Raw genomic sequence first — 19,681 nt, 5'->3', positions numbered from 1 at the left:
GCATGAAAATTCGGGTGCGCGCATATTTGTTAATCGCTGTTTTTGTGGTTTAAACCAGCGGTTTACCATAAAAAAGCGCGCTTCTTTTTTGGTTGGACATCGCCATGGTCTCACCGCATTTCGGCTTCAATAATCAGTGATTAACCATTAGGATCGATATTCGGACGCGAATCCGTAAGCGTGTCCGGGCTTCAAATCCGGGGACAGATGGCAGCCTAACAGGGCCTTTTGATTTGAACAGGATCGAGAACACCGAAGGGCGTCACTCGAAATCCAAAGTGTTGCAAAAGTGGCTTACCGCCGCAGCGCTGGCTTTTGGTTTCATGACAGCCTCCCAGGCCTCCGCCGAAACGCGGACGCTCAAGCTTTTCTACACCCACACGGGCGAGAAGGCTGAGATCACGTTCAAGCGCAATGGCAGATACGATGCCGCCGGCCTGAAGAAACTCAATCAGTTCCTCCGCGACTGGCGCCGCAACGAGCCGACGAAGATGGACCCGCGTCTGTTTGACGTCGTTTGGGAATCCTACCGTTCGGTTGGCGCTACCGGCTACATCAGCGTTGTTTCCGCCTATCGTTCGCCTGCCACCAATTCGCTGCTTCGCAGCCGCTCGAGCGGCGTTGCCGAAAAAAGCCAGCACATGCTTGGCAAGGCGATGGACTTCTACATTCCCGGTGTTCCGCTGAAGAAGCTGCGTGACGCGGGTCTGCGCGTCCAGGCCGGCGGCGTTGGTTACTATCCGCGTTCCGGTTCACCCTTCGTCCACATGGATGTCGGCAATGTGCGCCATTGGCCGCGCATGAGCCGCCAGGAACTTGTGGCCGTATTCCCATCCGGCAAGACGCTGCATGTGCCGAGCGACGGCAAGCCGCTGCCGGGCTTCGAGCAGGCGCTTGCCTCCTATCAGGCACGCAAGAGCAGCGGCGACCTGGTCATGGCCAGCGCTTCGCCTGCCAAGCGCGGCGGCCTGTTTGCCGCGCTGTTCGGCGGCGGCGGCGCCGACGAGGAAGAAGATACCGGCGAAAGCACGATTGCAGCTGTTGCCCCCAAGAAGGCGCCGACCCAGGTCGTGGCGGCCGCGCCGGCTCCAAAGGCGCAGCCTGGAATCCAGATCGTTTCGCCTGAGAACGCACAGCGCGCCGAGCTGCCGCAGGTTGCCGAGCAGGAACCCGAGACCATCATTGCGGCCCTTCCAGCGCGTAGCGTGCCATTGCCTGGCGTAGCCCCGCGGCCGCAGGCCGAAATTGTCTCGGCCACAGCCGAGAACGTACCATTCGGCGCAGCATCCGCTCCGCTTGCCGAAAGCGAACAGCCTACCGCGGCCGAACAGCAGATTGCTGCCAATGTGCCGCTGCCGACCTGGCGTCCGAACCATACGCCTCCGGCCGAGCTCAAGCCTGAGAACCAGGCCGTGCTGATGGCGCTTGCTTCGACTGACGACGCGCCGGCGATCGCCAGCGACGTCAACGCGCCGCTGCCGTCAGCTCGTCCGCAGGACATGACCGTTGAAGCTGCCTTGGCTGCTGCCAACGACATTCCGACAGAAGACGAGGGCGCGCAGGCCGAACTCGAAGTTGCCGCCCTGGCGCCTCAGCCGGAGCAGCGGTCCGTGTTCGATCAGCCTGAAGCGGTAGCTGTCGCCACGCCCAAGAGCGCGATCGCTACGGCCTCGGCTGGAACCGACCCTGCCGCTGCCATTGGTGGCAACGTCAAGACAACGCGCAAGGCTGCCCGCCCGCTCGCTCAGGAGGCCAAGCCGGATCCCAAGGCTGTCGTGGTTGCAGCAGCCCCCGATGCCGCACGCTGGGCACTGCGCAGCGGCGCCCAGGTCATCACGGTCACGACCAACACCAAGGCGCCGGGCTTTGCCTATAATCTGGTTCGCACTGCGCCCAAGGAAGTCTACACGGCCGGCTTCCAGCAGGGCAACGAGGCTACCGACGCCCATCGTTTCTCGGGTAGTGCCGTCAAGTTCCTCTCGGTCGCTCGCTTCGGAACGAACTGACCGGACTCCCGAACAAAAAAAGAGCCGCGCTGGACAACCAGCGCGGCTTTTTCTTTGTCGGATTCTCCGAGGGAGACGATCAGTTCTTGCGCAGCTTGCTTGCCTCGGCGGCGAGGGCCTCGATGCCGGCCCAGTCGCCTGCCTTGACCATTTCGTCGGGTGCCACCCAGGAACCGCCGACGCAGACCACATTCGGCAGGCTGAGGTATTCCTTGGCGTTCTTCGCCGAGATCCCGCCGGTCGGGCAGAACTTCACGTCAGCGAGAGGCGAAGCCAAGGCCTTGAGGAAAGGTGCGCCGCCGGCCTGTTCTGCGGGGAAGAACTTCAGGAAGTCGAGGCCCGCCTCGCGTGCGGTCATGATCTCGCCGGGAGTGATGGTGCCCGGCAGCAGCGGGATATCGCTGTTGGCGGCATGAGCGATCAATTCGCGGGTTAGGCCCGGGCTGACGATGAATTTCGACCCGGCGGCAACCGCCTCGTCGAACTGGCGCGCGTTCAGGACGGTGCCTGCACCGGCGATGCAATCCTCGACCTCGGCGGCAACGCGGCGAATCGATTCCAGCGCTTCGTCGGTCCTGAGCGTGATTTCGATTGCCTTGAGGCCGCCGCGTGCCAGCGCGCGGGCAAGCGGTACCGCATCGGCGGCGCGCTCGATCTTCAGCACTGGAATGACTGGCTGGCCATCCAGCAGCGCAAGGAGTTTTTGGGTTTTGCTGGTCATGGCATTCCGTTCCACTGTCAATTTTCAACCGATTTAACAGACGGCGCATTGCAAGTCCACGAAACCGGTAGCGACTTGGTGTTGCGGGCCCGGATGCACTGCACCGCCGCGCAATCAATGGACGCCCGAAGGACACTGTAGCAGCTAAACCAGTGCAGGGTCCTTTAAGATCTGCCGAAAAGCCCCACCAGCCAAGCTTTCAGGCTGGACCAAAATCCGGCAGCCGGCTGCAGTGCCTTTTCAAGAGCTGCCTGGGTACGCTCGCCGGCGATCCCGTCGGCGGCAAGACCGTGTTCGCTTTGAAATTTCTTGATTGCGGCTGCCGTGCCAGGCCCGAAGATGCCGTCGGTGTCGACCGGATAGCCGAGTGCGACGAGAGCTTCCTGAAGCTCGGTCACCATTTCGCCGCGCGAATCGACTTTCATCAGCCGGTCGCCCGGCGCTGGGCCGTCGATCTGTCGCTGATATGCCTCCGCGAGCTTGAGATGATAAGCGTTCTTGCGGAAGCCGGGGCCGTTGTAGCCGTGCCCGACCGCTTCCCAGTCGTGCCTGTTGAGCGCTTCGGTGAGGCCGGCTTTTTCAATGTAGCGAGCCATCAGCCGGGCTTGACCGGCGGCTCCCGAGCGGGCTTCCTCCACAAGGGCATCGACGTTGTCGAAGCCGAGCCAAAGCCAATGCGCGCCCATCACCTGCCCGAGACCCCACGACGTCGACTCATAGGCCGCCTGGTGGTCGATGCCGGCCGCCTGGTCTAGCATCTGCCAGCGTGCCGCCTGGGCACGCGGATTGGCAACGGCGCCCGCTGTCGGTGAGGCGAGGCCGGCGGCCCGCGCGTTGTCTTGCTTGTCGCCGGAAAGCCTGCGGTCGAAATAATGCCCTTCGAAGCGGATCAGCGGCTCGTTTCGTCCGTCGATCCTGGCAAAGACCTGGCCAGCACTTTCGATCTCGGCGATGGCAAGCAATGCTGCCGGTTCGATCCCGAGCTCCCTGGCCGCCTTTTCAATTTCCGCTGCCGTCTGCTTGCTGAACATGCGCCTGGCACTCCCTTTCGTCGGTGCGATTGTCGCCCGACTTTGGCAGGCGTGGATAAATATGTTTGCATCCGGCTTGGGGCCGCGATCTCAACGAATCTGGAACCATTTGTAATCGTTTGCCTTTCCGCATTGCATTGAAAATCGCGAGCCAAGGCGTTAGGGGCTCTCGCCATGAATCTTTCCACGCCCGCACCCCACTTCCGTGTTGCCGCCCTCTACCGTTTCTGCCGGCTCGAGGGTTTCGAGGCCTTGCGCGCCCCGCTGGCCGCCTTTTGCTGTGGCCGCGGCATCAAGGGCACGCTGTTGCTTGCCCGCGAAGGCATCAACGGTACCGTCGCCGGTACCGAACAGGCGGTTGCCGAACTCATCGCCTATCTCGAAGCTATGCCGGAATTCGCCGGACTTGAGGTCAAGTATAGCGCCGCCGAAGCGATGCCGTTCCACCGTATGAAAGTGCGGCTCAAGAGCGAGATCGTCACCATGGGCGTGGAGGGCATCGACCCACTTGCCAGCGTCGGTGCTTATGTCGAACCGGATGACTGGAACGCGCTCATTTCCGATCCGGACACCATCGTCGTCGACACCCGCAACGACTATGAAGTGTCGATCGGCACGTTTTCCGGCGCGGTCGATCCCCAAACCAAGAGTTTCCGCGAGTTCCCGGCCTGGGTCGAGAGCCACCGCAGCGAACTGGAAGGCCGCAAGGTGGCAATGTTCTGCACCGGCGGCATCCGCTGCGAAAAGGCGACTGCCTATGTGAAGTCGCTCGGCATCGACGATGTCTTCCATCTCAAGGGCGGCATCCTCAAGTATCTCGAAGAGGTGCCGGCCGAAGAGAGCTTGTGGCAGGGTGAGTGTTTCGTCTTCGACGAGCGCGTATCGGTTTCCCATGGCCTGGCCGTAGGCGAGGCAGAACTGTGCCGGGCCTGTCGGCACCCGCTCAAGCCCGAAGAGGTTTTGTCGCCGAAATTCGTATCCGGTGTTTCGTGTCCGCATTGCCATGACGCCCGCACCGAAGAAGACCGTGCCCGCTATGCAGAACGCCACAAACAGGTGGAACTTGCCGAAAGGCGCGGTACACATCCGCATATTGGCGGCTAGTCCCGCGCCTCCGACGGCCTCGCCAAATTGGCTGACGTCATTGTAATGTCGCCTTCGTCCGCCTACCTGACGGCGACCGTCATTCCAAACCGGAGGCACCTATGTTCGACCCCAAGAAGCTGCTCGACGATCTGCTCGGCTCCACGATTCCAGGCACCGGTTCCACCGTGCGCGACAAGGCGGGGCAGGCGACCAAGCTTGCCAAGGACAATCCGCTGGCCGCGGGCGCCCTGGTCGCCGTGCTGCTCGGCACTGGTACCGGACGCCAGGTCACCGGCACCGCGTTGAAGGTCGGTGGTCTCGCCGCCATCGGTGGCCTCGCCTACAAGGCCTACCAGAACTACAAGGCCGGCAACGCGCCTGATGCCACCGCCAACACCAATCCTGACACGCAGCTTCTGCCGCCACCGGCCGACAACTCCTTCCACCCGGCCCAGGCACCGCAAGGCGAGACCGAATTCGCGCTGACGCTGATCCGCGCCATGATCGCGGCAGCCAAGGCCGACGGCCATATCGACGACGCCGAGCGCAAGAAGATCGGCGACAGGCTCAGCCTGTCGGGCCTCGATTCCGAGGCCGGGCAGTTCCTGAAGGACGAACTCGATGCGCCGCTGGATCTGGACGCGATCGTGGCCGCCGCCCAGACCGACGCGCAGAAGGTCGAGCTGTACACCGCCTCGCGTCTTGCGATCGAACCCGACTCCCGCGCCGAGCGCGGCTATCTCGATCTGCTTGCTGGCCGGCTTCAGTTGCCGGACGCATTGGTCGACCACGTCGAGGCAACCATTTCGAGCGTCAAGGTGCCGATCGAGGCGTCCGCCAATCCGCAGGTTAATCCTCGCTGGTAGCGGTTGCGATGAGGGCGCGCAGAAAGCCGCTAAAAGGCAATTCTTCGCGTTAAGGATTTGTTAACCGAGCAGGCGCATCCTTTTCTCATTCGGATCGGCTCTCCTCCTCCCAAGCACGGTTCGATTTAAAACTGGGCGGTCGCCAATGACCGCCCTTTTTGTGTGACTCCCCTCGACATTTCTGGATGGACTATCAAGCAAATCCAATCTGGTTTTGCTTGACCCTGCGCTCTAGATTTAAGGTGCTACGAAGGATCGTCCGCCGGCGATTGGTCATGCGCAGGGGAGGGCTTCATCATGGCGAGCAACAGGGTTGCGGTGGTTACGGGTGCTGGCAAGGGCATCGGCAAGGCGGTGGCTACCGCATTGCTCCACGATGGCTGGAACACCGTCTTTTGCGGGCGCAGCAAGCATGTGCTGGATGAAGCGATCCACGACGCTGGCAAGACCGACGCCAAGGCGCTCGCCGTTGTCTGCGACGTCACCAGGCCTGAGCAAGTCGACGACATGTTCGAGACCATCACCGAAGCCTTCGGTCGGGTCGATCTGCTCTTCAACAATGCCGGCATGGGCTACAAGGCGTCCACCATCGACGAGATCCCGGTCGAAGCCTGGAACGAAGTGGTGTCAGTCAACCTCACCGGATCGTTCCTATGCTCACGCGCGGCATTTGCAGCCATGCGCAGGCAGGAGCCCATGGGTGGGCGCATCATCAACAATGGTTCCGTCTCGGCCCATGCGCCGCGCCCTGGATCCGTGCCCTATACCGCCACCAAGCATGCCATAACCGGCCTTACCAAGACGCTGGCACTCGATGGCCGGCCCTTCGACATCGCCTGCGGCCAGATCGACATCGGCAATGCACTGACGGAGATGGCCGCGCCCATGACCGTTGGCGTGCAGCAGGCCGACGGCTCGATCGCTGCGGAGGCCGTGATGGACGTCGCCCGTGTCGCCGAGGCCGTGGTCTACATGGCCGGCCTGCCACTCGACGCCAATGTGCTGTTCATGACCGTGATGGCGACGAAGATGCCCTATGTCGGGCGTGGGTGAACGGCTCTATTTCGCCAAAAACGCCTCAATGCGCTCCAGCGCGCGCAGGATGTTTTCTTCGGAATTGGCGTAGGACAGCCTGATATAACCTTCGCCAAGGATGCCGAAATCCGGCCCGCCGATCAGCGCGACGCCAGCTTCTTCGAGCAGTGCCGAGGCGAGTTTCTTGGCCTTCCAGCCGGTCTTTTCGACATTGGGGAAGGCATAGAAGGCACCCTTCGGCGTGATGCAGGAAATGCCGGGGATCGTATTCAGCCCCTCGACGACGATCTTGCGGCGATTGTCGAAAGCACGCATCATCTTGTCGACGTCGTCCTGCGGCCCGTCGATCGCAGCAATGCCGGCATACTGGCTCGGCGCGTTGACGCAGGACCAGCAATTGACCGCGAGCTTGCGTACCTTGTCGTAGAGCATGCCGCTGTGAGGAGCATTCGGCCAGATCGACCAGCCCATGCGCCAGCCGGTCATCGCCCAGGTCTTGGACCATCCATTGAGCACGATCAGCCGGTCTCGGATTTCAGGAAAGCTGAGCAGCGAGGTGTGTTGCTCGCCGTCATAGGTCATGACGTCGTAGATTTCGTCGGACATGACAGCGACATGCGGATGGGCTTCCAGCCCCTTGACCAGCTTGGCGATCTCCATGCGCGGCGTCACCCCACCTGTCGGATTGGCGGGCGAATTGAGGATCAAAAGCCGCGTCTTGGGCGTGATCAGCGAAAGTGTTTCCTCGGCCGAAAAGGCAAAGCCGTTGGCCTCGCGCATCGGAACCGGCACCGGTGTCGCTCCGGTGAACTCGATCATCGAGCGATAGATCGGAAAGCCGGGGTCGGGGTACAGGATCTCGGCGCCCGGTTCGCCGAACATCAGGATCGCAGCGAACATCGTCGGCTTGCCACCAGGCATGATCATGACGCTTTCGGGCGAAACCTCGACACCTGTGGTCGTCAGCGTGCGTCGTACCACCGCCTCGCGTGTCACCAAAAGACCGTTGGCGGGCGTGTAGCCGTGATGGCCGTCGCGCAATGCCTTGATTGCCGCTTCGACGATGTGGTCGGGTGTGCGGAAATCTGGCTGGCCGATGCCGAGATTGACGATGTCGCGCCCCTCATGGAGAAGTGCCGTGGCGCGCGCCAGAACGGCAAATGCGTTTTCTTCGCCGAGGCGGTCGAAGGCGGCAATCGTTTGGAGCATTCCGGCAATCCGTCTGGTTCTTTCGGTCACTTCGTATTTTTGCGAGGGTCCGGGCGGCCATGTCAAACGAATTGGAGAGATCGTTGACCGAGAACCTGCACGACTGGAAGCCGCGTCCGCGCCCTGAGCGCATCGTGCTTGATGGACGCTATGTGCGCCTCGAACCGCTAGACGCGGCAAAGCATGGCGAGCGCCTGTTCGAGATGGCGACCGCCCAGGATGCCGAAGGCCGGTTCCGCTGGCTGTTCGACACCAAGCCGCAGACTCGCGCCGAGTTCCAGCCATGGCTCGACAAATCGGCGGCAAGCGAGGATCCGCTTTTTTTCGTGGTCATCGACAAGGCGAGCGGCAAGATGGCCGGGCGCCAGACGCTGATGCGCATCGATCCGGCTCAAGGCGCCATCGAGATCGGCAATATCTACTGGAGCGACATCATCTCCCGTAGGCCGGCGGCGACTGAGGCGCAATTCCTGTTTGCACGCTACATCTTCGAACTCGGCTACCGCCGCTACGAGTGGAAGTGCAACAACCGCAACGAGCCGTCCAAGCGTGCCGCCGAACGTTTTGGCTTCAAGTTCGAGGGCATCTTTCGCCAGCACATGGTTGCCAAGGGTGAAAACCGCGACACGGCCTGGTACTCGATCATCGACAAGGAATGGCCTGCACTAAGGCAGGCCTATGAAGCCTGGCTCGATCCGGCAAATTTTGATGCCGCAGGTCAGCAGAAGCGCAAGCTCGAGGACTTTCGCGCAGAAGTTGGAACATGAAACGTGCCAGTTTTGGCTGGCCGACTTACGCATGCGACAAAGGAACCGGCATTGGCGCGTTGGCTGATGCGCCGACGAGCGCTATGAAGCTCTGCGTCACGGGCCTTGAACCCGGCAACATCTGGATCTGAGGCCTCGCCGATGGACACCAAAACCCGCCACGCCGCCGTCGCCGCCGCCTGGATCATGATCATCTTCGGCGTCGCGGCATTCTTCCTGCCGAAAATCATGCTGGCGGTCGGCAGCTACTCGACTGTGGCTGCCGGGGTAGTCGCGGTGCTGTTCGTGCTAGGCTTCTTCGGCGTGTTCTGGCTGCGCGGCCGCAGCCAGCGCAGGAACGGCAACTGAGCCTATTTTGCCGCAAGCGGTTGTACCGCTTCGGCCAGCGGAATCGTCAGCTCGGCCCGCAAGCCACCACCGTCGGCCCTGTTTTGGAGCGTGACGTCGCCACCAAATCGGCGGGCGATGTTGCGGGCGATCGTCAGGCCTAGACCAAAACCGCCGGTCTGGCGGTTACGCGAACCTTCGAGCCGGATAAACGGACGGAAGATCGTCTCCATCTGGGCTTCGGGGATGCCTGGTCCGGAATCGTCGATGGTCAGCAGGATACGAACTTTGTCGCGCGACAAGGCAAGGCGCGCCTTGCCGCCATATTTCACCGCATTGTCGACGAGGTTCACAACGCACCTGCGCAGCGCGATAGCCTGGCCGTAGCAGATCAGTCCGCGCGCATGGGCGCGTGCGCCGTCGAAGACGACATGCGGATTGCCGTCGGCGATAGAGTCCACCAACGACCAGAAGTCGATCCGCTCGGAGGCCTCGCCCTTGGCTTCGAAGTTTGCGAAGTCGAGGACCGAGGCCGAGATCGCCTCGATGTCGGCAAGATTGTGCATCAGCGCCGTGCGCAGGGGCGAGTTGCGCAACAATTCAAGACGCAGGCGAATGCGCGTCAACGGCGTTCTGAGATCATGGGCGAGTGCTGCGGCGAGAAGTTCACGATCCTCGACATATTCGCGCAATCGCGCCTGCATGGTATTTACCGCGCGGGCCGCCGATCTGTATTCACTGCTGCCCCACTCCGGCAGCGGTGGGCTTTTCAGATCTTCGCCGATGCGCCGGACTGCGCTTTCGAGCGCGCGATACGGTGCGGTCAGCCGGCGAAGCGACCAGATCGACAGCAAAACCACAAGGGCTGCGACCGATCCGTAGAGCGGCAGGCTGTCGGTGTTGAGAATGGGACTGGGCGGCGTGGCCTGCATGGTGAAATTGAGCCACTGGCCGTCCTTGAACTCGATCGATGCGACCAGCGTATCGGAGTTTGTGAAATCGGATGACAAGTCCACCAGTTCACGCTCGACACTGCCCATGCTTTCATCCGATTGGGTCGCGCTTTGGCTGGGTCGTGTTTCTGCCGTCTCGCGCCGCACTCGCGCTTCCTCGACGCCGTATTTCGACAGCCGCCCAACGATGATGTCCTCGAGCTCAGCCATGTCGTCGTCAGCGGGGATAGACGAGGTGATTGCCGAGGTATCCGACGTGCTGAGCACGTGTGGCGGCACCGACAGACCGGCGGCTATGCGGGTGCGGTCCGCTGGTTCTTCGGCGTACATCAGCTTGGTCAGCGACAGGGCCCGGTCGTTGAGCCGCAGCAGATCAAGGACGTTGTTTGAGGCGACGCGCTCGCGCGAGACAATGGAAAGCGTAGAAACCTGGATGGCCAGAAGTCCTGCGATGACGATCAGCAGAACCCAGGCGGGCAGCGACCGTGGCAGGAGCCAATTCATTCGGCTGACACCTCCGGGACGAATTGATAGCCGCCGCCGCGTACCGTCAGTACCAGCTTGGGAGAACGCGGATCGTCTTCCATCTTGCGCCTCAGGCGACTGACCAGAATGTCGACGCTACGGTCGTAGCTGTAGTCGCCACTTTGGTTGGACAATTCCACCAACTGCTCGCGGCTCAAGACGCGCTGCGCGCTTCTCACCAATGTGTGGAGCAGGTTGAATTCGGCGGTGGTCAGTTCGACCCGTACCTCGTCGGGCCTTAGCAGCCTGCGCCGAGAGGCATCAAGCGTCCAGCCGGCGAACTTGTATACTTGCGGCACCGGGCGATGAGCCGCACCTGCGGTGCTCGGCCGGCGCAATACGGCGCGGGTGCGAGCCAGCAATTCGCGGGGGTCGAAGGGTTTCGGTACATAGTCGTCGGCGCCCATCTCAAGCCCCACGACGCGGTCGATCGTCTCTGTGACCGCCGTCAGCATGATGATCGGTATCTTGGAATGGATGCGCAGGTCGCGGCAAATATCGAGACCGCTTTTGCCCGGCAGCATGACGTCGAGGATGATGAGGTCGACAGGCGCGCGGCGAAGCGCTGCCTGCATCTCGTCGTCGTCGCGGGCTGTCGAAACACGCATGCCATGCTTCTGGAAGAACTCCTGGAGCAGGTCGCGGATTTCCCTGTCGTCGTCGACGATCAGAATGTGGACGTCGGCTTTCAATTCAATTTGCTTCCGCTGTCGCGCTGGATGGGGATCGGCCAGGACCTTGGCAAAATAAGGTCCGCGCATCGATTTGGCCAGCGGATGCTGGTCACCTGCTGCACTGAATTCGCCAGTTACAATCCAGAAACAAAACTCTGCAAACCGGAAAAATACCCGACAAGTCGATCCGCGATAACAACCGTGTTGCTTAGCCACGGGTGCCTGAAACGACATGCGAAAGCTTGTGATCAGTTCGACGATCGTTCTGCTTTCAGCTCTTTCGCTAGGCGCGACCGGTACCCAGGCGCAATCGAAGGGGACCATCAGCAGAACCGAACGTTGCGACAAGCTGCAACAGCAGTTCACCCACGAGATCACCGAACACGCCGAGGCAAAACGGGCCGCCGAAGCGCAAGCTCTCCAGAAAAAGGCGATGAAATTCTGTGCCGGCAAACAGCAGGCCCAGGGCATCCGCGCCTATGCGACAGCACTGAAGATGCTTGGAGTGCAACCGATCGAACCCTGATCGGCAAACTCAAACCAGGCCCTTGTGCAAAGGAAACCTATCATGAACGTCAACAAGACCCTCCTGACCGCTCTTGGCCTGGCCGTCGCTGTGGCCTTCTCGGCTCCCGTCCTGACCGCCAGTTCCGCCAACGCGGCCAGTGCAGCCGCGACGAGCACCACAGCGCCGGCAGTGAAGAAGCCGGTCCAGAAGACCACCCACAAGACCACCCCCAAGAAACACAAGAAGACTGCGGCTCCGAAGAAGTCCACCACTGCCATGTAACATCCGAAGCCACGCAGGACGTGGTTCGACGAATTCCGCCCTGGCAGCCGCAGCTCCAGGGCGGATTTCTTTTGCGCAAGTCATGTTTGGGTGACAGCGAGCGCCCTAGGCGCTCAGGCTTGCCGCCAGCAACGCCAGGCCGAGCAGCATGACGAGTGCTGCGCCGCCGATCTCGATGACATTGTGGACGCGGTTTCCGGCGCGGCCGTCGCCGGCGATGGCCACAGCCCAGTTCTTCGCCGTCACGGCCAGCACCGCCAGCGTCGAGACAGTGATCGCCGTTCCCAGAGCCATAGCGAAGACCGACAGGATGCCGCCAGCCCACAGCCCGTTGAGGAAGGCGAAGCTGAGCACGATCAGCGCGCCGGAACAGGGGCGGATGCCGACAGCTGCGACGGCCGACCAGGCCGTTCGCCAGTCGAAATGCTTGCCTTCAAGCAGCTTGGGGTCAGGCGCATGCGAATGGCCGCAGGTCGAGCAGACGTCGCCAGCGGTGTGATGAACATGATCGTGATGGTGATGCGCGTGGCCATGATCATGGTGGTGGGCGTGGCCATGGTAATGGTCGTGTGAATGATCGTGGCCGCAATTGGCATGGTCATGGCCATGACCATGCGCATGGGCGGCTGACAGGCTGTGCACCGGAGCAGCGCCCGCAAGGCCGAATGCCATCGGTTTGAGCTTCCTCCACAACAGCCACGCTCCGAATGCGGCGATCAGCGCGTAGCTGACGGTCTCCAGGAACCAGGTCGCGTTGGTCATCGACACCGAGGTGCCGCGCAAGACGAGGAACACCAGCGACATCAAGACGATGGCGGTGGCGCCCTGCAGGAATGCCGACACGAAGGACAGCATGACGCCGCGGCGCAGCGCCACTTCGTTGGCGAGCATGTAGGACGAAATCACGGCTTTGCCGTGGCCGGGACCTGCCGCATGGAAGACGCCGTAAGCGAACGACAGGCCGACCAGCAGCCAAATGCCCCCGCTCTGGCCGTCGCGCATCGCCTTCAGCGAACCTGTCAGCGAGCGGTAGAATTGCTGCTGGTGGACGTTGATCCAGTTGAGCAGCCCGGAAAACAGGCCGGTCGAAGGCACGATCGCCTCGTTGGTGCCGATCCCCAGGGAGCTCTGCGCATGCGCCTGAAGGGCAAAATGGCTGAGCACGTAGCTGAGCGCCAAAAGTCCGAAGACCAGGCGGATCGTCATCTTCTTCACTGCATCACCCCTTGGCTTGGCAGTTCAATTCCAGGCGCGTGGCAAATATCTTGCTCATGTCGGTGCCCGATGGATCGTTGAAGAACGCCTCGGTCAGTTTCGATTGGTTCTGCGCAATCGCTTCATCCGGATCGGGGCGGATCACGGAGCGGCTGCAGATCGAGGGCAGGTTGGCGACTGAGAGGTTGGAGTCTTCGGTGAAATCGATCGCGGTGTAGAAGGTCGGATCATAGACGCCGAAGTCGATCTTGCCAGCGAGCTTCAGCGGCTCTTTCGGCTCGGTCTCAAACAGGATGATGAGCTGCTGATCCTCGAAATTGGCGATCAGGTTGGACGGCGGCTTCATCGCCACATCCTTGCCGTCGACGGTCACGACCTGGAAGTAATTGTATTCGCCGATCGACTCGAACACCGTCTTGGATACCTCCGCCAGTTCGGAATCGTCGAGCTTGAGGTCGGAATTCTTGTCGAACTCCATCAGCACGGTGCTGGAAAACAGGTCGTCGAAACGCCAGAGATGGCGCAGCGACTTCACGGTGCTGTCGAGATTGAGCACGACGTCGAGCCGGGCCTCGGCAAACACGTGCGGATGAACGCTTGCCGGCACGGTCATGGCCAGCAAAACCGCTGCGGCTGTCGCCAACATGGTCTTTGACGATTTCAGAATCATGGTACTGGCGGTCCCGCGCTTTGGGTGATGCCGACAGTTATCAGAAACCGGGCAAAAGTGGGACGCGTGCCGCCGATTATGCCGAATGGTCGCAAGGGTTCGCCTTGAACCATTGCACCAGGAAGTCGACGAAAACGCGGATCTTCGCCGGCAGATAGCGGCGATGCGGGTAGACTGCAAAAATGCCGGCGCCGCTGGGCAGTCGATCGTCGAGCACAGGCACCAGCCGGCCGGCCTCGATGTCGGGAGCGGCGATGAAGTCCGGCAACATAGCGAAGCCGAGCCCCGCGACTGCCGCAGCACGCGCCGCCATCGGACTGTTGACCTCCATCGGCCCCGAAACCGAGACCGTCATCGCCTCGCCGGTGTCGGCGGCGAATGGCCAATTGGAGAGGTAGCGGCCGTTCGTGTCGATGATGCAGGGCAGTCCACTGAGATCAGCCGGGCGCTTCGGTACGCCGTGCTTTTCGATCAACTCCGGCGAGCCGCAGACCCTGACGCCGAACGGGGCCAGCCGGCGTGCGATCAAGGATGAGTTCTCAAGCCGTGAAATGCGGATGGCAAGGTCGAAACCCTCTTCGACGAGATCGACGAAACGATCATCGAGATGGATTTCCAGCACGATGTCGGGGTGCTCCTTGGCGAAATCGATCAACGACTGGCCGATCGGTGCGTCGGCGAAAGTCCGCGGTGCCGAAAGCTTGACGCGGCCGCGTACGTCGCCGGAAGATTCGCGTACGGCGTCGGCCAGGCTGTCGACCTCGCGGATGATTTCCGAAGCGCGGCGATAGTAGGTGTGGCCAGCTTCAGTCAGCGAGAACTGGCGCGTGGTGCGATTGAGCAGCAGCGCGCCGAGTTCGTCCTCCAGCTCGCGCACATACTTGGACAGCAGCGCCTTGGAGCGGCCGATCTTGCGCGCGGCGGCCGAAAAACCCTCGGCCTCGACCACGTCGATGAATGCGCGCATGCGGGTCAGTGTGTCCATGGTGCCTGGGTCTCGTTCAAAAGCTGGATACGATAATGCCTAGATTGTTCACACTGAGCGTAGGGTCAAGTGCGACGGCACGATGCTTGATGCGCAAGATGCCTTGAAAGCGCCCAGCTAGTTCGAAACCTGGACCCTGACAGCGTCGAACCTGCCGGCGGCGAGGTCTTCTTTCCTGATTGTCACAACCAGGTTGTCGACGTCACCGAACATCCAGCCCATCAGGTTGCTGGTGGGCAGTTCAAGCAGGGTAACGTCCTTGTCCATGTCGAATTGGTGGACAAAGCTGAACGGAATGTGGCCCATGCCCGCCATTTCATGCGCGGCCTGATCCTTCCAGATGGCCTCGAAATAGCTGCGCATCGCCGGCGGCAGGGCGTCAGGCGATTTCGAGTAGGCGTGCCGGGCCCGGTCGAGACGCAGGCATTCGAAGTCCCAGGTCCACAGGCACCCTTCGCCATTGTGGGTGGTGAGCGGCGCCTGCTGGGTGCGCGGATAGATGATCTCGTATTTTGCCAGTTCGGCCGTGATCGCGGCAATCTCGTCTTGCGAAAGCTGCTGGTCCGATGTTGCCCTGACCTGCTCGGCTACCATGCGCACCCGTGCAAGGGCGCTTCGAGCATGGGCCGCCCCTTCGTCCTTGCTTCGATGAGCGCCGCCAAGGTGGTGGCACGTTCGCGCAGTTCGGCGAGATAGCCAGGCTGTTCCAGTGCGGCTTCCGCTATGAGGAGGCTTTTCGATACCTGTTCGAGTTGCTGCCGGAGCGGCGTGATCAAGTCCTCGGCCAGGTGTTCGACGAGGCGCGCCTGCGCGATCTCGAGCATTTCGTGGGTGGTGGCGCGATCGAACGGGCGGTGCTCCGGGGACGCCACGTCGAAACCCTGTTTGTAGATATCGTGGCTGGCCTCGCTGTGTCCTTCCTGCTTGGGGTCGGAGTCGCCCGGCCGAAGTGGCATCAGGTCGACAGGCCAGCGGGGCCAGGCGTCGATCTGTTTCAGCCGCGACTTCCCATAGGGCAGATTGGTGGACCAGTCTTCTATGCTGAGGTCTGCGGATCCCTGCCGCCATGGTCCCATCTCGTCGAGGTGCAGCACGCGTACCGCGTAGCCGGTCGGGTGGATGAAGAAGGCCAGCCAGCCGTCGCGCGGACCGAGACCGTCCCAGAGATTGCCAGGCAGGTCGGCGCAACAAATCTGGCCGAGGAAATTGGCGTTGCGGCCATCGATCCGGGGCCAGGGGATATGCTCGGCCATCGCCGGTGCGCCGCCGAGCCAGCTTCTGGGACGCCCGACGTCGCGCAGCGGGACCTGCGGCACCAACCGTACGACAAGAGGCTCGGTGCCCTTTGCATCCATGAGCTTCTGTTCATGCACGAGTTGGGCGGACAAGTCCTGACGGAGCCTGAGCAGGAACTGGCGGTCGGCGTCGGTCAGCGGCCTGTCCGGAACTTTGAGGGCAGTCCTTCCCACCGCCTTGGCGATGCGTTCCGGAGGGGGGCCTTGCGCGGCGGCCGGCGCAGCCGCCTCGGTGTTGCGTTGCCTGACGACAGGACGTGCAGTCAGTTGCTGGACGCTAGGTTGCCTGCGATAGGCGAGGACCGTGAATACGACGGTCAGCAGGGCGAGCACGGCGGCGGAGGGAACCACGCCGATCCGCGACACAAGCGCGAAGTCGAGGAAGGCGTTGATGCCCTGGACGCCGTTGGAAGTTGCGCCGCCCGGCAAGCCGTCGAGAAAGCGGGTAAGCGCCTGTGCGACCAGCATGGCCATGAAGATGAACACAAGTATTAGGCGCAGATATGGGCTCATCTGCGCATGATAGCGCTGTAAGCCTAATTATTCGTGACGTTGTGGAAACTGCCGATGCTTAGGTACTGCGTAGTATTTTCTGCTTCAGCACTTTGCGGCCCAGCTCTATCAGCGCGAGATCGCTGCCGGCGGGGCCGAGCAGCGACAGGCCGAAGGGAGCGCCGTCGACCTTTCCGATGGGCAGGGTGATCTGTGGAAACCCTGACAGGCCAGACAAGCAAAGCAGCATCAGCGCGCGTTCGCGATAGGCCTGAAGTTCTTCATGTGAACCGTTTGCCAATGGCGCCGCGCCAGGCACAGTCGGCATGACCAAAAAGCCGTTGTCGCCCAGCAACCTGCCCAATTCCTTGCGAAAAGAATCGCGTCTGGCGATCTCAGCCTGATAGGTAGCCGCATCGATGCTCGCGCCGAAATCGAAGCGGTCCTTGACGCCTGGGGCAAGGCCGCGATCTCCGGACGAGATCCATCCACCATGTTGCTGCCAGGCCTCGTAGGACTGGATCTTGCGGAAACACCAGTAAAGTTCGTCGGCGTCGAAGGAGAGGGGCGCGGCATCGGCAATCGGACCGAGGGCATTCTCAGCCTGTCCACGCATCCGCTTGTATTCGGCTGCTTCGGCGGGGCCTGTTACCAACTGATCGAGCCAGTCGAGCGCAAGCGGCCGGTCCAGCGTGCGAGGATGGGCGTCCTTGCCGATCAACAGCGTCGCCACCGTTCCATAGGTGTCGATGTCCCGGGCGAACCAGCCGAAGGTGTCGAGGCTCGGCGCGAGCTTCATCGCGCCGTCGAGCGAAATCAGGCCGTGTGTCGTGCGCAGGCCGATCAGGCCGCAGAAGCTGGCCGGTGCCCGGATCGAGCCGCCGGTGTCGGAGCCTATCGCAATGTCAGCAAGTTTGCCGGCCACTGCAGCCGCCGAACCCGACGACGAGCCGCCGGTGACGCGGTCAGGTGCAGCCGGATTGACCGGATAGGAATAGTGCGCGTTCTGCCCCATCAGGGAGAAGGCAAGTTCGTCGGTCTGGGTCTTGCCAACGAATCGCGCACCGGCATCGAACAGCACTTGTATCGAGGGGGCTGTTTTGGACGCTGGGCGCGCACTCGCCGCCTTTTGCGGGTTGCCACATCCAGTCGTGTAGCCGGCGACGTCATAGATGTCCTTGACCGCAAGCCTCAGTCCTGCCAGCGGTCCATTTTCCGCATTGGGAACAGGCACTTGCGGTACATCTAGAAACGCGTTGAAAGGGCCTGTTGTTTCAGTCATCGTTCGAAGCCTGTTTACGATGTCGCAGCATTGTTCAGTGTTTGATTTTTTTCAACCTGCTATGCGATTTTAATTGATTGTGACATCAGTGGTGCATATATCCCCGCTTGCCCAAAGTCGCACGTGCCTGTGGGTGTCCGCCGATCCCTCGAATGGCGAGGAAATCGGTAAGGTAACTGGAGCTAACCCCTCCAGTCGATTTAGCGGCCAACCGCCAAATCGAGGACACCTTGAAGCAACGACGGTGCGGGCCTTTCTGGTTCTCTTCCGGCTGTCCAAAAGCCGGGGTTACTGAAGAGGCACACCTTCATTGCCGGCAGTGCGGAACGGGTCTCCCATTTCCAAGCCAAGGCAGACAAAGCGAACCGAAGCCGGGCTGGCTTAGGTTCACCGCCGCGTGAAGCGCATTTATGGTTCCAGGGTCTCCACAGGCTGGTTCCATCAAATAGCGGTCATGTCTTTGTCCACCGCGGGATTCTGCGGCCGGGAACGGCTGTCCCGCAGCTTGATAATGATTCTGCGCGGCAGGACCGCGCGATGGAGAGACCTATGGCCACTCAGCGCATCCTCGACTTCCTCGCCACCCGACGCCCGTCCGGCCCTTGCCTGGTCGTCGACCTCGATGTCGTGCGTGACAATTTCCGCGCCTTCGAAAAGGCAATGCCGGAGTCCAAGGTTTACTACGCGGTGAAGGCAAACCCGGCACCTGAGATCCTGCGCCTGCTCGCCGGCATGGGCTCGTCCTTCGACACCGCTTCGGTTGCCGAAATCGAGATGGCCATGGATGCCGGCGCGCCGGCCGAGCGCATCTCCTTCGGCAACACCATCAAGAAGGAGCGCGACATCGCGCGTGCCTTCGAGCTGGGTATCCGCCTGTTTGCCGTCGACAGCGTCGAAGAAGTCGAGAAGGTCGCTCGTGCAGCTCCCGGCGCACGCGTCTTCTGCCGCGTTTTGACCGATGGCGAAGGTGCGGAATGGCCCCTGTCGCGCAAGTTCGGCTGCGTGCCTGGTATGGCTGTCGACGTGCTGCGACTGGCCAAGTCGCTCGGCCTCGACGCCTATGGCGTGTCGTTCCATGTCGGCTCGCAGCAGACCGACCTGACCGCCTGGGATCGTGCGCTTGCCGACGCCAAGAAGGTGTTCGCCAAGCTGGCCGAAGAAGGTATCACGCTCGGCATGGTCAACATGGGCGGCGGCTTCCCGACGCGCTATCTGCGCGACGTGCCGGCGGCCCAAGCTTATGGCCAGGCGATCTTCGAGTCGCTGTCCAAGCACTTCGGCAACAACATCCCGGAGACGATCATCGAGCCGGGTCGTGGCATGGTCGGGAACGCAGGCGTCATCAAGTCCGAGGTCGTTTTGATTTCGAAGAAGGCCGACAATGACAATGTGCGTTGGGTGTTCCTCGACATCGGCAAGTTCGGCGGTCTCGCCGAGACGATGGACGAAGCCATCCGCTACCCGATCGTGACGGCGCGTGACGAAGACGAGAAGTCACCTTGCGTGCTCGCGGGCCCGACCTGTGACTCGGCAGACGTCATGTACGAAAAGACGCCGTATCCGCTGCCGCTGTCGCTGACTATCGGCGACGAGGTGCTGATCGAGGGTACGGGCGCATACACCACGACCTATTCTTCGGTCGCCTTCAACGGCTTCGAGCCTCTCCGATCCTACGTGATCTGACGGCTCGCAAGAGTTGATCAGATCACCCCGGCGCGGGCGCATCGGCGCCCGCTCGGGTTCGCTTGTGGA

Annotated in this window: 20 protein-coding genes; 9 read left to right on the top strand and 11 right to left on the bottom strand. The window is 61.8% G+C overall.

Going from position 1 to position 19,681, the window contains the following annotated elements:
- Window positions 1–323: 323 nt before the first annotated feature.
- Window positions 324–2,006 carry a DUF882 domain-containing protein gene (locus tag C8K44_RS09975; protein ID WP_109575707.1) on the top strand — a complete coding sequence of 561 codons (1,683 nt, stop codon included), beginning with the start codon at window positions 324–326 and terminating at the stop codon, window positions 2,004–2,006.
- A 79-nt stretch (window positions 2,007–2,085) separates the two neighbouring features.
- On the opposite strand, the gene C8K44_RS09970 is transcribed toward C8K44_RS09975, so the two are convergent.
- A complete protein-coding gene (locus tag C8K44_RS09970) occupies window positions 2,086–2,727 on the bottom strand; it encodes a 2-dehydro-3-deoxy-phosphogluconate aldolase (RefSeq protein WP_109575622.1) in 642 nt (213 codons plus the stop codon).
- A 164-nt stretch (window positions 2,728–2,891) separates the two neighbouring features.
- Window positions 2,892–3,758 carry an N-acetylmuramidase domain-containing protein gene (locus tag C8K44_RS09965; protein WP_109575621.1) on the bottom strand — a complete coding sequence of 289 codons (867 nt, stop codon included), beginning with the start codon at window positions 3,756–3,758 and terminating at the stop codon, window positions 2,892–2,894.
- A gap of 174 nt (window positions 3,759–3,932) precedes the next feature.
- On the opposite strand from C8K44_RS09965, the gene C8K44_RS09960 reads away from it, so the two are divergent.
- The 3 genes from C8K44_RS09960 (at window position 3,933) to C8K44_RS09950 (ending at window position 6,763) form a co-directional block, all read left to right on the top strand.
- Window positions 3,933–4,862, top strand: a complete 930-nt coding sequence (locus C8K44_RS09960; RefSeq protein ID WP_109575620.1) for a rhodanese-related sulfurtransferase — start codon at window positions 3,933–3,935, stop codon at window positions 4,860–4,862.
- A gap of 101 nt (window positions 4,863–4,963) precedes the next feature.
- Window positions 4,964–5,710 (top strand): tellurite resistance TerB family protein, encoded by a 747-nt coding sequence (locus tag C8K44_RS09955; protein WP_109575619.1) that lies wholly within the window; start codon window positions 4,964–4,966, stop codon window positions 5,708–5,710.
- Between the two features lie 297 nt (window positions 5,711–6,007).
- Window positions 6,008–6,763: an SDR family oxidoreductase gene (locus C8K44_RS09950; RefSeq protein WP_109575618.1), complete on the top strand. Its 756-nt coding sequence runs from the start codon at window positions 6,008–6,010 to the stop codon at window positions 6,761–6,763.
- 6 nt (window positions 6,764–6,769) lie between these two features.
- Here C8K44_RS09950 and C8K44_RS09945 read toward each other — a convergent pair whose 3' ends face one another.
- The gene (locus tag C8K44_RS09945; protein WP_109575617.1) at window positions 6,770–7,954 is read right to left on the bottom strand and encodes a pyridoxal phosphate-dependent aminotransferase; all 1,185 of its coding nucleotides are present in this window, start codon (window positions 7,952–7,954) and stop codon (window positions 6,770–6,772) included.
- Between the two features lie 83 nt (window positions 7,955–8,037).
- Between C8K44_RS09945 and C8K44_RS09940 the strand changes: the two genes are divergently transcribed.
- Both C8K44_RS09940 and C8K44_RS09935 read left to right on the top strand, forming a co-directional pair.
- On the top strand, window positions 8,038–8,721 hold the full coding sequence (locus C8K44_RS09940; RefSeq protein ID WP_109575616.1) for a GNAT family protein: 684 nt from the start codon (window positions 8,038–8,040) through the stop codon (window positions 8,719–8,721).
- Window positions 8,722–8,862: 141 nt separating this feature from the next.
- A complete protein-coding gene (locus tag C8K44_RS09935; protein WP_109575615.1) occupies window positions 8,863–9,069 on the top strand; it encodes a hypothetical protein in 207 nt (68 codons plus the stop codon).
- Window positions 9,070–9,071: 2 nt separating this feature from the next.
- Here the strand turns inward: C8K44_RS09935 and C8K44_RS09930 are convergent, their stop codons facing one another.
- Together C8K44_RS09930 and C8K44_RS09925 are read right to left on the bottom strand one after the other, a co-directional pair.
- A complete protein-coding gene (locus C8K44_RS09930) occupies window positions 9,072–10,505 on the bottom strand; it encodes an ATP-binding protein (RefSeq protein ID WP_109575614.1) in 1,434 nt (477 codons plus the stop codon).
- Window positions 10,502–11,218 (bottom strand): response regulator transcription factor, encoded by a 717-nt coding sequence (locus C8K44_RS09925; RefSeq protein WP_109575706.1) that lies wholly within the window; start codon window positions 11,216–11,218, stop codon window positions 10,502–10,504. The genes C8K44_RS09930 and C8K44_RS09925 overlap by 4 nt, the downstream gene beginning before the upstream one ends.
- 214 nt (window positions 11,219–11,432) lie before the next feature.
- Between C8K44_RS09925 and C8K44_RS09920 the strand changes: the two genes are divergently transcribed.
- The gene (locus C8K44_RS09920) at window positions 11,433–11,726 is read left to right on the top strand and encodes a hypothetical protein (protein ID WP_109575613.1); all 294 of its coding nucleotides are present in this window, start codon (window positions 11,433–11,435) and stop codon (window positions 11,724–11,726) included.
- A gap of 42 nt (window positions 11,727–11,768) precedes the next feature.
- Window positions 11,769–11,990 (top strand): hypothetical protein, encoded by a 222-nt coding sequence (locus C8K44_RS09915; protein WP_109575612.1) that lies wholly within the window; start codon window positions 11,769–11,771, stop codon window positions 11,988–11,990.
- A gap of 105 nt (window positions 11,991–12,095) precedes the next feature.
- Here C8K44_RS09915 and C8K44_RS09910 read toward each other — a convergent pair whose 3' ends face one another.
- The 6 genes from C8K44_RS09910 to C8K44_RS09885 all read right to left on the bottom strand — a co-directional run bounded on the left by C8K44_RS09910 (window position 12,096) and on the right by C8K44_RS09885 (window position 17,929).
- Complete coding sequence (locus tag C8K44_RS09910) at window positions 12,096–13,196, bottom strand: nickel/cobalt transporter (RefSeq protein ID WP_199227069.1); 1,101 nt, start codon at window positions 13,194–13,196, stop codon at window positions 12,096–12,098.
- Window positions 13,197–13,209: 13 nt separating this feature from the next.
- Complete coding sequence (locus C8K44_RS09905) at window positions 13,210–13,875, bottom strand: DUF1007 family protein (protein ID WP_109575611.1); 666 nt, start codon at window positions 13,873–13,875, stop codon at window positions 13,210–13,212.
- Window positions 13,876–13,951: 76 nt separating this feature from the next.
- Window positions 13,952–14,860 carry a LysR family transcriptional regulator gene (locus tag C8K44_RS09900; RefSeq protein WP_109575610.1) on the bottom strand — a complete coding sequence of 303 codons (909 nt, stop codon included), beginning with the start codon at window positions 14,858–14,860 and terminating at the stop codon, window positions 13,952–13,954.
- A gap of 117 nt (window positions 14,861–14,977) precedes the next feature.
- The gene (locus tag C8K44_RS27500; RefSeq protein WP_158282726.1) at window positions 14,978–15,454 is read right to left on the bottom strand and encodes a DUF1963 domain-containing protein; all 477 of its coding nucleotides are present in this window, start codon (window positions 15,452–15,454) and stop codon (window positions 14,978–14,980) included.
- Window positions 15,448–16,629 carry a DUF1963 domain-containing protein gene (locus C8K44_RS09890; RefSeq protein ID WP_158282725.1) on the bottom strand — a complete coding sequence of 394 codons (1,182 nt, stop codon included), beginning with the start codon at window positions 16,627–16,629 and terminating at the stop codon, window positions 15,448–15,450. Before C8K44_RS09890 ends, C8K44_RS27500 begins: the two co-directional genes overlap by 7 nt.
- Before the next feature lie 97 nt (window positions 16,630–16,726).
- Complete coding sequence (locus C8K44_RS09885) at window positions 16,727–17,929, bottom strand: amidase (protein ID WP_109575608.1); 1,203 nt, start codon at window positions 17,927–17,929, stop codon at window positions 16,727–16,729.
- Window positions 17,930–18,478: 549 nt separating this feature from the next.
- Between C8K44_RS09885 and odc2 the strand changes: the two genes are divergently transcribed.
- Window positions 18,479–19,612: an ornithine/lysine decarboxylase gene (odc2, locus tag C8K44_RS09880; RefSeq protein WP_109575607.1), complete on the top strand. Its 1,134-nt coding sequence runs from the start codon at window positions 18,479–18,481 to the stop codon at window positions 19,610–19,612.
- The last annotated feature ends 69 nt before the right edge of the window (window positions 19,613–19,681 follow it).

It is taken from the genome of Aminobacter sp. AP02 (assembly GCF_003148805.1).
In the GTDB taxonomy this organism is placed as follows: Bacteria; Pseudomonadota; Alphaproteobacteria; order Rhizobiales; family Rhizobiaceae; genus Aminobacter.
The sequence above is the reverse complement of the archived record's forward strand: the minus strand, read 5'-3'. Positions and strand labels throughout refer to the sequence as shown.